This window comes from Amycolatopsis echigonensis (assembly GCF_002846615.1).
In the GTDB taxonomy this organism is placed as follows: domain Bacteria; phylum Actinomycetota; class Actinomycetes; order Mycobacteriales; family Pseudonocardiaceae; genus Amycolatopsis; species Amycolatopsis echigonensis.
Genome location: NZ_PJMY01000003.1, coordinates 1,572,748 through 1,585,723, shown reverse-complemented (window position 1 = coordinate 1,585,723; position 12,976 = coordinate 1,572,748). Strand labels below are relative to the sequence as shown.

General features: G+C 68.2%; 10 protein-coding genes. 7 read left to right on the top strand and 3 right to left on the bottom strand.

The features are described from left to right. The first annotated feature begins 27 nt into the window (after positions 1 to 27). Together ATK30_RS11970 and ATK30_RS11965 are read left to right on the top strand one after the other, a co-directional pair. Positions 28 to 909, top strand: a complete 882-nt coding sequence (locus ATK30_RS11970; RefSeq protein ID WP_167441889.1) for an ABC transporter permease — start codon at positions 28 to 30, stop codon at positions 907 to 909. A gap of 15 nt (positions 910 to 924) precedes the next feature. Further along, positions 925 to 1,728: an ABC transporter permease gene (locus tag ATK30_RS11965; protein ID WP_416332654.1), complete on the top strand. Its 804-nt coding sequence runs from the start codon at positions 925 to 927 to the stop codon at positions 1,726 to 1,728. Positions 1,729 to 1,792: 64 nt separating this feature from the next. On the opposite strand, the gene pip is transcribed toward ATK30_RS11965, so the two are convergent. Both pip and ATK30_RS11955 read right to left on the bottom strand, forming a co-directional pair. Further along, positions 1,793 to 2,740 (bottom strand): prolyl aminopeptidase, encoded by a 948-nt coding sequence (gene pip / locus ATK30_RS11960; RefSeq protein WP_101435669.1) that lies wholly within the window; start codon positions 2,738 to 2,740, stop codon positions 1,793 to 1,795. A 149-nt stretch (positions 2,741 to 2,889) separates the two neighbouring features. Beyond that, positions 2,890 to 3,864 (bottom strand): right-handed parallel beta-helix repeat-containing protein, encoded by a 975-nt coding sequence (locus tag ATK30_RS11955; protein WP_101435668.1) that lies wholly within the window; start codon positions 3,862 to 3,864, stop codon positions 2,890 to 2,892. A gap of 233 nt (positions 3,865 to 4,097) precedes the next feature. Between ATK30_RS11955 and ATK30_RS11950 the strand changes: the two genes are divergently transcribed. Both ATK30_RS11950 and ATK30_RS11945 read left to right on the top strand, forming a co-directional pair. Next, positions 4,098 to 5,045 carry an undecaprenyl-diphosphate phosphatase gene (locus tag ATK30_RS11950; RefSeq protein WP_101435667.1) on the top strand — a complete coding sequence of 316 codons (948 nt, stop codon included), beginning with the start codon at positions 4,098 to 4,100 and terminating at the stop codon, positions 5,043 to 5,045. A 41-nt stretch (positions 5,046 to 5,086) separates the two neighbouring features. After that, a complete protein-coding gene (locus tag ATK30_RS11945; RefSeq protein WP_244194590.1) occupies positions 5,087 to 6,001 on the top strand; it encodes a cytochrome c oxidase assembly protein in 915 nt (304 codons plus the stop codon). A 32-nt stretch (positions 6,002 to 6,033) separates the two neighbouring features. On the opposite strand, the gene panB is transcribed toward ATK30_RS11945, so the two are convergent. Beyond that, entirely contained in the window at positions 6,034 to 6,924 is an 891-nt protein-coding gene (panB, locus tag ATK30_RS11940; protein WP_101435666.1) for a 3-methyl-2-oxobutanoate hydroxymethyltransferase, read from the bottom strand. Between the two features lie 298 nt (positions 6,925 to 7,222). Between panB and lysX the strand changes: the two genes are divergently transcribed. The 3 genes from lysX (at position 7,223) to ATK30_RS11925 (ending at position 12,724) form a co-directional block, all read left to right on the top strand. After that, positions 7,223 to 10,546: a bifunctional lysylphosphatidylglycerol synthetase/lysine--tRNA ligase LysX gene (gene lysX / locus ATK30_RS11935; protein ID WP_101435665.1), complete on the top strand. Its 3,324-nt coding sequence runs from the start codon at positions 7,223 to 7,225 to the stop codon at positions 10,544 to 10,546. A 980-nt stretch (positions 10,547 to 11,526) separates the two neighbouring features. Next, positions 11,527 to 12,135: a hypothetical protein gene (locus ATK30_RS11930; RefSeq protein ID WP_101435664.1), complete on the top strand. Its 609-nt coding sequence runs from the start codon at positions 11,527 to 11,529 to the stop codon at positions 12,133 to 12,135. A 7-nt stretch (positions 12,136 to 12,142) separates the two neighbouring features. Next, positions 12,143 to 12,724, top strand: a complete 582-nt coding sequence (locus ATK30_RS11925) for a DinB family protein (RefSeq protein ID WP_101435663.1) — start codon at positions 12,143 to 12,145, stop codon at positions 12,722 to 12,724. The last annotated feature ends 252 nt before the right edge of the window (positions 12,725 to 12,976 follow it).

The following is a 12,976-nucleotide window of genomic DNA, read 5'->3' as shown; positions in this document are numbered from 1 at the left end:
CCCCTCTCCACCGGAAAGTGCTACGACATGACCGCCGTGAGCCCGCCGAGTCACCGCATCTCGGCTTTCTTCCACCGCAAACCCCAGCTGCGCCTCGGCCTTCTGCTCACCGCGCCGATGCTCTGGCTCGGCCTGGCCTACCTCGGCGCGCTCGCCGCCCTCTTCATCACGGCCTTCTGGTCCACCGACGTCTTCACCGGCAAGGTGGTCACCGACTGGTCCTTCGACAACGTCGTCACTCTTTTCAGTGATTCCGTGTATCGCACGATCACGTTCCGCACCGTCGGCATCGCGTTGCTGGTGACCGTGATCGACGCGGTGATCGCGTTCCCGATGGCCTTCGCGATGGCCAAACTCGCGTCGCCCAAGGCGCAGCGGGTGCTGGTGATCATGGTGATGACGCCGCTGTGGGCGAGCTACCTGGTGAAGGCGTACGCGTGGCGGACCTTGTTGTCCGGCAACGGGGTGCTGAACTGGCTGCTGAACCCGCTCGGCATCTCCGGGCCGGGGTACGGCGTCACCGCGACCGTGATCACGCTGTCCTATCTCTGGCTTCCGTACATGATCCTGCCGATCTACGCGGGCCTCGAACGGCTTCCGGTGTCCTTAGTGGACGCTTCCGGCGACCTCGGCGCGAAATCGTTCCGCACGTTCCGTTCGGTGATCCTGCCGCTGACGTTCCCGGCGATCGTCGCGGGGTCGATCTTCACCTTCTCGCTGTCGCTCGGCGACTACATCGCGGTGAAGATCGTCGGCGGCACCTCGCAGATGCTCGGCAACGTCGTGTACGACAACATCGGCGCGGCCAACAACCTGCCGTTCGCCGCGACCGTCGCGACGGTTCCGGTCGTGATCATGCTCGTCTACCTGGCCGCGGTGCGTCGCACCGGTGCGCTGGACAACCTCTAGGAGACCGCCGTGCGGATGTCGAAACCCGCCCGGGTGCTGTTGTGGACCGCGCTCGGAGCCGGATTCGCGGTGATCTACTTCCCGCTGCTGGTGGTCCTGCTGAACTCGGTGAACGCGGACACCACGTTCGGGTGGCCGCCCAAGAGCTTCACGCTGGAATGGTGGGGCCGCGCGGTCACCAACGAGGGTGCGCTGCACGCCTTGTGGACCAGCGTCGTCGCCGGGCTTTCGGCCACCGCGATCGCTTTGGTGCTCGGCACGATGGCCGCGTTCGCGTTGCAGAAGTACCGGTTCTTCGGGCGCAATTCGCTGTCGCTGCTGGTGATCCTGCCGATCGCGCTGCCCGGCATCGTCACCGGTATCGCGCTGAACAACGCGTTCCGGACGATCTTCGGCCTTGATCTCGGCCTGATGACGGCGATCGTCGCGCACGCCACGTTCTGCATCGTGGTCGTGTTCAACAACGTGGTCGCCCGGTTGCGCCGGATGGGCGGGAATCTCGAAGAAGCGTCGATGGACCTCGGCGCGGACGGCATGACGACGTTCCGCCTGGTGATGTTCCCGATGTTGCGGTCGGCGTTGCTGGCGGGCGGATTGCTGGCGTTCGCGCTGTCGTTCGACGAGATCATCGTGACGACGTTCACGCTCGGCACCGGCATGGAGACGCTGCCGATCTGGATCTACAACAACCTGTTCCGGCCGAACCAGGCCCCGGTGGTCAACGTGGTCGCGGCGGTGCTGATCATCGTCTCGACGGTGCCGGTTTACCTGGCACAGCGGCTTTCCGGCGGCGACAGCTCCAGCGGCGGCCGGATCTAGCTCCGAAGGACCGTGAAGGACTCCTTGCGGGAACCAGATTCCTTCAAGGAGCCCTTCACGGCTTTCAGTGGAAGCCGTCCGTAGCCTCGCGGAGAGCGGCGAGGATGCCGGGATCAGTGACCGCGTGCCCTGCGGATTCGGTGAGTTTCAACGTCGACCCGGGCCAGGCCCGATGCAGTTGATACGCCGTGATCGGCGGGCAGACCGCGTCGTAACGCCCCTGCACCAAGACGCCCGGAATCCCGGCGAGCTTCCCCGCGTCGCGGATCAGCTGGCCTTCTTCGAGCCACGCGCCATGCTGGAAGTAGTGCACGGCAAGACGAGCGAACGTCAGCGCGAACTGCGGATTCGCGTATTGGTTCACAAAGGACTGTTGCGGCAGCAACGCCACCGTCGCGCCTTCCCAGACGCTCCAGGCGATCGCGGCCCGTTCGCGGACCGCGCGGTCGGGGGAGTGGAGCAGTTCGGCGTACCCGGCAAGCGGATCTTCCCGCTGCCGCTCGTTCAGCGGCTCCAGGAAGGCGTCCCACTCCGCGGGGAAGAGATTCGCCGCGCCGCCGCGGTAGAGCCAGTCCAGTTCCCGCTGGCGCACGGTGAAAATGCCGCGCAGCACCATTTCCGACACTCGCGACGGATGGGTTTCCGCGTACGCCAGCGCGAGCGTCGAACCCCACGACCCGCCGAACAGTTGCCAGCGCTCGATGTTCAGCCGTTCGCGCAGCAGCTCCATGTCGGAGACCAAGTGCCACAACGTGTTCGCCGACAGATCGTCGTCGCCGGCGTTGGGGGTGCTGCGACCGGAGCCGCGCTGGTCGAACAGGATGATCCGGTACGCCTCGGGATCGAAGTGCCGCCGGGTCATCGGGGCGGTGCCGCTTCCCGGCCCGCCGTGCAGTACCACCACCGGCTTCCCCTGGGGGTTCCCGGCTTCCTGGCAGTAGATCCGGTGCCCGTCGCCGACGTCCAGCATGCCGTCGGCGCGCACCGGGGTCGGCGGGTAGAGCTCGTCCATGACCGACACTCTTCCCGAACCCCGTCATCCGCACCGCACCCGGGGTCGTGAGTGCGATCGCGGTAAGAACCGTGATCAGCACTCACGAGGAGAAGGGTGGGGGCCCGCCCCCGCCGCCGGGCTGAGCGGGCCCCCGTCTGTGATCGCGGTCAGCAGCCTGGTGACGCGGCTACGTTCGCGAAGCCCTTCCCGGCGTTCGTCACCTTGTTGCTGGCGCAGACCTTGTTCCCGGTGGCCGCTTTGACCACGTAGAAACCGTAGGCCGAGGGCGCCTGCACGTCCGCGGTGTTGTCCGAGAAGGTGTTGTTCTGGCCCCAGCCGTCAACCTGCACGTGAACTTCGAACGCCCCGTAGGTCGCGTCGTGCACGAAGACCTTGCTGCCCTTGTTGCCGGTGACCAGGTACCCGTTGCCCTTCACGTCGACCCAGCTGTCGGCGTAGTTCTCGCCGCTCTGGCCGGTGCCGTCGAAGGTGTTGCCGCGCAGCTCGCCGCCGGTGGTGCCTTCCTTGACGTCGATCGATTCCGCGCGCACGTTCGGCCCGATCTTGTTGCCGATCGCCTTGTTGCGGTCGCTGTGGTCGGGCTGTCCGTTCGGCCAGTTGCTGTTCGCCGAACCGAAGTAGATGCCCTCGCCGAAACCGCCGTTTTCCTTGCCGGTGTCGGAGATTTCGGAGTTCTGCACGACGTTGTCGCTGCTGCCGTGCTGGAAGTGGATGCCCTCGTTGCCGATGCCGGTCACCTTGAGGCCGTCGATCAGCGTGTGGTTGACGCCCAGCGCCATCACGCCCTTTTGGCCGCCGGTGACGGTGAAGCCGGACAGCGTCCAGTAGCTGCCGGTCAGTTCTATGGTGCGGCCGCCGGACGCCTGCACGACCGCGCTGCGCGGGCCGGTGAGCGTGATGCGCCCGTTCGCGGTGCCGTTGGCGGCGGCCTTGAAGTTGCCGGTGTAGGTGGTGTTCGCGGCCAGCTGGATCGTGGTGCCCGGCTTGGCCGAGGCCAGTGCCGTCTTCAGCTCGGCGGAGTTCTTGACCGGGACGGTCCCGGCGGACGCCGCGGGTGTGGCGAGTGCGAGCAATGCCGCGGTTCCGGCGGTTGCCGCCAGAACTCGATAGCGGACGCGCATTCCAACCCTCCTCGTCGAGGTTCGATGACTTCGGATGCGGCGTGCGCTCACGCTATGGCATCAGGAGAACACTGGTCAAGTACATGATTGATGTTCATGGATGTGAACACGGTGAACAACGAGTGGCCGGAAGGTGTCGCCTGTGACTGTTCCCGCCCGGCTTGCTCGGAGTTAACCCGGTCCCCGGTACCTTTCCGCGGAATGCCCGAACTGCGGCGAGAAAGGCTTCGTGAATGTCCGCGGTCAGCTACCTCGAGTCCATTGTCGTCGGCGCTTTGCAAGGCGTGTCGGAATTGTTTCCGGTGTCCAGTCTCGGGCACAGCGTCCTGTTGCCCGCGCTCGTCGGCGGAAGCTGGGGACGCGACCTGAGCATCGGGAAGGACTCTCCGTATCTCGCGGTGCTGGTGGCGATGCACGTCGCCACCGCGATCGCGCTGATCCTCTTCTTCCGGCGCGACTGGGTGCGCATCGTCACCGGCCTGTGGACGTCGATCCGCCGCCGGGAGGTCCGCACGGCAGACCAGCGGCTCGCGTGGCTGCTCGTCCTCGCCACGATCCCGGTCGGGATCGCCGGGCTGCTGCTGGAGAGCCTGCTGCGCGACGTCCTGGGCAAACCGGTGCCGTCGGCGATCTTCCTGGCGCTCAACGGCGGGGTGCTCTACGCCGCGGAGAAGTTCTCCCGCAAGCCCAAGACGGCGGTCTCTCGCGAGGAGGAGACGATCGACTTCAGCGCCGAGGACACGATGGTGATGCGCGCGGTGACCGTCGACGAGGCCACCGACGTCCGGCTGTCGAAGCTGAGCGTCAAGGAGGCCGTGCTCATCGGTTCGGCGCAGATCCTGGCTCTGCTGCCCGGAATCAGCCGCTCCGGCATCACCATGGTGGCCGGTCTGCGGCGCGGGCTCGACCACGAGGACGCGGCCCGGTTCGCCTGGTTGCTGGCGACGCCGGTGATCCTCGCCGCGGGTGCGTTGAAGATGCCGACGCTCTTCACGCCGGAGAACAAGCCGTCGCTCGGCCCCGCCCTGGTCGGCAGCGTGGTGGCGTTCGCGGCGTCCTACATTTCTGTCCGTTTTCTGACGAAATACTTTGAAACGCGCACCTTGACCCCCTTCGCCATCTACTGCGCGGTCGCCGGAATCGGCAGCTTGATCTTCTTCGCGGTGTCAGGGGCGGCGTAAGGCGCGAATTCGCCGGGTGCACACTTGAAGGTATCGAAACCGTGCCTGACCTGCCGCCGCTGAGCGGATCGACGTTCTTCACGGCCTGGACCTTCGACGTCCCGGCCGTGCTAGTCGCGCTCGCCCTCGGTGTCGGTTACGTCGCGGCGGCCCGTCGTCAGGAGTGGGCAGCCGGGCGGACGACGGCATTCCTCACCGGGCTGGCCACGCTCGTCCTCGTCACGTGCTCGTTCCTCGGCGTGTACGACACGACGCTGTTCTGGGTGCGCGCCACACAGAACACCGTGCTGCTGATGGTCACGCCGCTGCTGCTCGCGCTGGGCGCGCCGGTGACGCTGCTGATGCGCACCGCGCCGCCCAAGCTCGCCAACTGGCTGCGTACGCACGGCCGTGGCCGCTTCGCGCAGTTCATCACGTTCCCGTTGTGCGTGACCGTGGTGCTGATCGCACCGTTCCTTCTCATCTACCTGACGCCGCTGTACGAGCTTTCGCTCGACTCAGCGGTCGTCGGCGGTCTCGTACGCGTAGCGCTCGTACTGGCCGGCTTCTTGTACTTCTACAGCCGTGTGCAGCTCGACCCGACGCCGCGCAACGGCTCTCACCTGGTGTCGGTGTGGATCTCGTTCACCGAAGTGGTGTTCGACGGCGCGCTCGGGCTCGTGCTGTGGCTCGGCCCGCTGCTCGCGCCCGCGCACTACGACGCGGTGCACCGCGACTGGGGACCGGACCGGCGCACCGACCAGATCATCGGCGCGGGCGTGCTGTGGATCGGCGGAGACGTCGCCGGGCTGCCGTTCGTGGGCGCGCTCTTCATCAGGTGGGCACGCGACGACGAGAAACGGGCGAAACGGCTCGACAAGAAACTGGACGAGGAGGCAGCGGCAGGCGAGGCACCGGCGAAGGGATTGTGGTGGGAGAACGACCCGGACCTCGCCGAACGGTTCCGCCGCTCGTGAGTGCCGGTGCGAACCGGCACTCACGAGGCAGCTCAGTGGAACGCGTGCTCAGGCGCCGGGAACTCGCCGCGCCGGACGTCCTCGGCGAACGCCGTCGCGGCACTCTGCAGCACCCCCGCGACGTCGGCGTACCGCTTCACGAACCGCGGCGCCTTGCCGCGGCGCAGCCCGGCCATGTCCTGCCAGACCAGCACCTGGGCGTCGCAGTCCGGGCCGGCTCCGATGCCGACCGTCGGGATCTTCAGCTCGTGCGTGACGCGCTTGGCCGCCTCGGCGGGCACCATCTCCATCACGACCGCGAACGCTCCGGCTTCCTGCAGGGCCAGCGCGTCGGCGAGCAGCTTCTCCGCCGCTTCGCCGCGTCCCTGCACCCGGTAGCCGCCGAGGTTGTGCTCGCTCTGCGGGGTGAAGCCGATGTGGCCCATGACCGGGATCCCGGCCGAGGTGAGCGCCTCGACATGCGGGGCGAACCGGTGCCCGCCTTCGAGCTTGACCGCGTGCGCGCGGCCCTCCTTCATGAACCGGACGGACGTGGCCAGCGCCTGCTCCGGGGAAAGCTGGTAGGAGCCGAACGGCAGATCGGCCACCACGAGCGCCCGTTTCGCCGCCCGGGTGACCGAGCGGACCAGCGGGAGCAGCTCGTCGACGGTGACCGGCAGCGACGTGTCGTAGCCGAACACGTTGTTCGCCGCGGAGTCGCCGACCAGCAGCACGGGGATGCCTGCTTCGTCGAAAAGCTCGGCGGTATACATGTCGTAAGCGGTGAGCATCGGCCACGGTTCGCCGCGGTCCTTCAGTTCGCGCAGATGATGAATCCGGACTTTTCGCGGCTTGCTCGTGCCGGCTCCCGTCGCGGGGCCGGTTCCGTAAGGGGCGGCCACCTCGCCGGCGGCGCCGTCGGGTTGGGCAGACTGGGCAGACATCGTCGTCGACCGTCCTTCCCTCGAGGCCTCGCGGAGGTCCCCGGGTCGTGGAGTCAGTACCGGACACAGCGTGACACGCGCGCGGGAGGCCCCCAAGGTCGTGCGACCAGCTTCACACGGCCGGGGAGCGACAACCGTTTCGCCCCCTGTGACGTCTTGATAGGCACCGGACCGATATGCGCCCGGTGGTGAGAAAGTCCGGCGTGTCCCTCCGCGGAGTGGCCGCGCCGCAAGAAAGCCCAGCTGCCGCCCCACCACCTCCCTCAACGGAGCGGCTGCGCCGCACAGAAAGGCTCCAATGGGAACCCCAGTGAGCGCCCGCCCGCGCAGCCTCGGCTGGAAGGCCCGCGCCGGCGGTCTCGTGGCCACGGTCGTGCAGCTGGCAGCGCTTTTCTCGGTCGTGCTGCTGCTCTCCGGCGGACGGCACGGGCACCTGCTGAACGGCATCGACATGGCGTTCGGCGTGGTGAGCGTGCCGACCAGTTCGAGCCTCGTGATCATCCTGCTGCTCGTCGTGCTCGGGGCGGCGCTGCGCAGGCGCAAGAAGGCCGCGCTGTACGTGCTCGTGCTGTTCCAGGTCGCCGGACTGGTGACCACGCTGGTCCTGCAGGCGCTGCTGCTGTGGGCTCCCGACCTGCTGACTCTCAGCGCCCGGCAGATGCGCCACATCCCGACCCAGGTGGGCGCGCTCGCCATCGCCGACGCGATCTCGATCCTGCTGATCGTGTTCCTGCTGGCGCTGCGGCCCGCGTTCCCCGCCCGGCTCGCCCCTGGTGCCTGGTGGAACGGGCTCACGGTGCTGTTCGTCGGGTTCATCGGGGTGATCGTGCTCGGCTGGGCGCTCACCGAGGTGTTCCCGGGCAGCCTCGGCGACGCGTGGGAGCGGTTCGCCTGGGTGGTCAACCACGCCACCGGCGAGAACCTGCAGCTGCGCCGGATCGGCATCGGCGAGGGTCCGGCGTGGATCGACGTGGTCCTCGACCTCGGCGCGACCTTCGTGTGCACCGCCGCGCTGTACACGCTCTTCCGCGGCGTACGCAGCCGTCGCATTCGGACAGATGGCGAAGAACTGGAGTTGCGCCGTCTCCTGGGCGAGTTCGGCGAGGACGACTCTCTCGGCTACTTCGCCACGCGCCGCGACAAGAGCGTCATGTTCGCGCCCAACCGTCGCGCGGCGGTGACGTACCGCGTGCTCGCAGGGACCACAGTGGCGAGTGCGGACCCGATCGGCGACCCAGACGCGTGGCCGGACGCGGTGCAGGCGTGGCTCCACGAAGCGCGTACGTACGGCTGGACGCCAGGCGTGCTGGGTGCGAGCGAGAAGGGCGCGAAGGTGTACGCCGCGGCGGGGCTGCGCGCGCTGCAGATCGGCGACGAAGCGGTCCTCGACGTCCGAGAGTTCACACTCACCGGCCCCGAGCGGAAGTCCGTGCGACAGGCGGTGAAACGGATCCAGCGCGCCGGGTACACCGCGCAGGTCCGGCGACACAGCGAAATCCCCGCAGACGAGATGGCGCAACTGCTCGCCCGCGCGCAGCAGTGGCGGGTGGACGAGACCGAACGCGGCTTCTCGATGGCGCTCGGCCGTCTCGGCGACCCGAGCGATGGCCGCAGCGTGATGGTCGAGGCGTACGACGCGCGCGGCGAACTGCGCGGCCTGTTGTCGTTCGTGCCGTGGGGCCGACGAGGACTCTCCCTCGACCTGATGCGCCGTGACCGGGACGCCGAAAACGGGCTCAACGAGTTCATGGTCGCCGAGGTCGTCGCGGCCGCACAGCACATCGGCGCGCAGCGGATCTCGCTGAACTTCGCGATGTTCCGCGCGGTGTTCTCCGAAGGCGAGCGCATCGGCGCCGGTCCCGTGCTGCGCGCGTGGCGGTCGGTGCTCGGCGTCGCTTCGCGGTTCTTCCAGCTGGAATCGCTGTACCGGTCGAACGCCAAGTACGGCCCGGACTGGGAACCGCGGTTCCTCTGCTACTCCTCGGCGCGACGGCTGCCGCGGGTCGGCATCGTCGCGGGCGCGCTGGAGGGCTTCGTGCCCACCGGGCGCGCGCGGTCGCTGCGGCTGGAGAACGTGGGGGAGGACTTCGTCGCGCAGGTCCGGCGGATCGACGAGGAAGCGGCGCAGGTCGTGCCGCGCGCCAAGCGTCGTCCGGAACAGGTCCGCGTGCGCGTGGCCAAAGTGGACAAGCTCCGGGAACTCGGAGTGGACCCGTACCCGGTCGGCTTCTCCCGCGAGGACCACCTCGGCGAGATCGTGCGCGCGTATTCCGGGCTGGAACCGGATTCGCACACCGGAAAACACGTCCGGGTGGCCGGGCGGGTGCTCGCTCTGCGCAGCCTCGGCGGGCTGTGCTTCGCGCGGATCAAGGACTTCTCCGGCGAACTGCAGTTGATGCTCGACGCGAAGGTCCTCGACCTGACCGGCTGGCGCACCGGCGTCGACCTGGGCGACCACGTCGGCGTGAGCGGTGAGGTCATCACCTCCCGCCGCGGCGAGCTGTCGGTGCTCGTGGACGAATGGACCGTCACCGCGAAGTGCCTGCACCCGTTGCCGGACAAGCGAAAGGGACTCACCGACCCGGAGACGCGCGTACGTCAGCGCTACCTGGACCTGGCGGTGAACCCGGACTCCGCGAACATGCTCCGCCTGCGCTCGACGGTCGTCCGCGCCGTCCGGGAACGCCTGCACCGGGACGACTTCCTCGAGGTCGAAACCCCGATGCTGCAAACGATTCACGGCGGCGCCAACGCGCGGCCGTTCGTCACGCACATCAACGCGTACGACATGCGGATGTACCTGCGCATCGCTCCGGAGCTGTACCTGAAGCGGCTGTGCGTAGCCGGCGTCGAGCGGGTTTTCGAGCTGAACCGGAACTTCCGCAACGAGGGCGTGGACGCGACGCACAACCCGGAATTCACGATGCTGGAGGCGTACCAGGCGTACGCGGACTACAACGCCATGCGCCACCTGATGCGCGACCTTATCCAGTACGCCGCCGAAGCCGCGTACGGCGCACAGATCGTGCGACGCCCGGACGCCGACGGCCGCATCGTCGAACACGACATCTCCGGCGACTGGCCCGTGATCACGGTGCACAAAGCCGTGTCGGACGCCTTGGGCGAGGAAATCGACTCGCACACCCCAGTGGCCACGCTGCGGAAACTGTGCGCCGCCGCCGGAATCCAGGCGCCGGAAGAAGCCAGCGCGGGCGACCTGGTCCTGAAAGCGCACGAGCACCTGGTCGAGGGCTCGACGGTCCTGCCGACCTTCTACACGGACTACCCGACCGAGGTCTCCCCGCTGACCCGCCAGCACCGGACCGACCCGCTCCTGGCAGAACGCTGGGACCTGATCGCCTTCGGCTCGGAAGTCGGGACCGCGTACACGGAACTGACCGACCCGCTCGAACAGCGCCGCCGGTTGGAAGCACAGTCGTTGCGCGCCGCGAGCGGGGACGTCGAAGCGATGGAACTGGACGAGGACTTCCTGCTGGCGCTGGAACACGGAATGCCCCCGACCGGCGGGCTGGGCCTCGGAGTGGACCGGCTGCTGATGATGCTGAGCGGAACGTCGATTCGCCAGACGGTGCTGTTCCCGTTCGTCCGCCCGCAGGGGTGAGGGGCCGGTCCGCCTGGTCTGGCGCCCGCCGGTTGGGGCGTTCGAAGGTGACTCTCTGGCCGGTGTGAGATGTTCGCTCGCGGCTCGCGGCTCGCGGCTCGCTGCCCTGCCCGCGGCTCGCTGGTGAGTTCCTGCCGTGGCTCGCCGATGGCCACTAGCCGCCCCTTCCGGCCGCTCGCAGTTGGCCGCTGCGCGGCTGGCTTTCCGCCGCTGCTGCGGCGGCCTCTGCCGTAGCTTGCTGCTTGTCGCCCGTAGCTGGCCGCTGCCGCGCATATCTCCCCGTCGTCCCTGCAGACGACTTCCGCCGTCGCTCGCTGATCGCGGCCCGTATCTGGCCGCCGCAGATGGCTTCCCGCCGCTGCCGCGGACGACTTCTGCCGTTGCTCGCCGTCACTTGCTCCCCGCCGGCCGCAGCTTCTGGCCGCCATGCCGCAGACGGTTTCCCGCCGCAGCATCCCGCCGCTCGCAGCTTCCCTCCGCCGCGGACGACGCTGCTGCTCGCCGCCCGCAGCTTTCGGTCGTCCGCAGCTGCCAGCCGCCGTTAGCGTGGACGACTTCACCTCCGTAGCTGGCCGTATCTCGCAGTCGCGTGCTGCCCGCCGTGTGCCGTCAGCCCTCGGTCCCGCCGTGAATCGCCCTCCGTGGCAAGCCGTTCGCCCTTTGCCGGACGCGACTCTTCCGCCGGTGCCCCTCCGCAACATCGCTGGCCTCCGTCGCAGTCACCCGGCCGCCCTCCGCAAACCAGCCGCGCCGGAACCCCACCGCCACTGAGCTTCCGACCCCGCCTCCCGCCACCACCCGGTCAAGCCCGACCCCGGTGCCGAGGCAGGTATTGGCAGGCTGCCAATCACGGTCCGGTAGCCTCCACCAGGGATTCGGTGCGTGAGTTCGCGGTAGCGGATGGTGTCCGGAACCTCCGGTAAGTCACGGGTGTGACACCATCCGGCACTTCGTCGCAGAGATTCGCTTAGGGTGGGCAAGTGCGTGCTGCGCGGGTGGCTTCGATTGTCCTGCTCGGACTGGGTTTGGCGGGATATTCCGCGTGGCTGCTGGAGTTTTTCATGCAGACCGGGGTGTCGCCGACCGAACAGCCGGTCTGGGATTTGTTCTACGCACAGCCCGTCTTCCAGGTCTCGACCGCGCTCGGCGGCCTGGCCTTTTTCCTCACCGGCCCCACCCTGATGCGGCTCGCGCCAGTGCACTGGACCGGGCGGCTGACGTCCGTGTCGGTGTCGGCGTTCGGGATCGTGCTGATGGTGTACGCCGGGGTCCCGGAAACCGTCGTGACGCCGCATCTGCTGAACGCGGCTTTCGCCCTCGGCGCATTGAGCCTGGTGTTGTGGTGGCCCGCGGGCTGGCGAACGTGGGCAGTGGGCGGCTTGGCGATCGTGCTGGTCGCGTGGGCGCTGATGGTGGTGTCGATGCTGGCCGGGCACCTGGAGGGCGTGTTCACCCGGGTTCAGCTGGCGGTGCACGCGGTGGAGCTCGTCATCGGCGGCGCGTACGTCGTGCAGACTCCGGTTCCGGTCAGCGGCCGAAAATTGTCGGTGGCGGATGCGATGCTGCGGAGCAACAGACACCGGAAGTGAGGCCCCCATGGCTGGCAAAGTCTCTCCGACCCCCGACGAACGCGGCGGTCTGCTCGGTTTCCTCGCGCAACAACGTCAGGCGATGAAGGTCGCCGCGTACGGCCTGACCGACGACCAGGCGCGCGCCGTGCCCAGCGCGAGCGCCCTCAGCGTAGGCGGGCTGCTGAAACACGTGTCCACCACCGAAAGCGGCTGGATCGACCTGGTGCTGAAAATCGAGCCCAAGCCGTTCGCCGAAAGCATGGCTTCCTACCAGGAAAACTACCGCCTAGGCCCGGACGAGACGCTGGAGTCGGTCATCGCCGCCTACGACCGAGTCGCCGCCAGAACCGAAGAGGTCATCGCCGGGATCGAGGACCTGAACCAGGAGGTCCCGATCCCGAAGGACGTCCCCTGGTACCCGCACGACGTGCCGGCCTGGTCCGTCCGCTGGGTGCTGCTGCACCTGATCGAGGAAACCGCCCGGCACGCCGGTCACGCCGACATCGTCCGCGAGTCCATCGACGGCGCCACCGCCATGCCCCTCCAAGCCGCGGCAGAAGGCTGGCCGGAGACGAACTGGCTGAAGCCCTGGAAACCGGCGGAATGAGCCGACTCCTGCACCGGGCCTGATCGCACCGGCCGACCAGAGCCGTCCGGACCCGGCTCTTCCGGCCGGTTCGCTGTCGGCCGGACTGCTGACCTGGTTCGCCGACGGCTGGACTGGAATGGCTGGGTCGGCGGGCTGCAGTGGTCAATTGGCTGGGCCCACTTGAGCTGAGAGTTGGAGCGGCTCTCGGTCGACTTCGCCTGCCTGCCGCCGTTATGTCGAAGCTCGCCGAGCCAGGCGATCTGGCCGGGC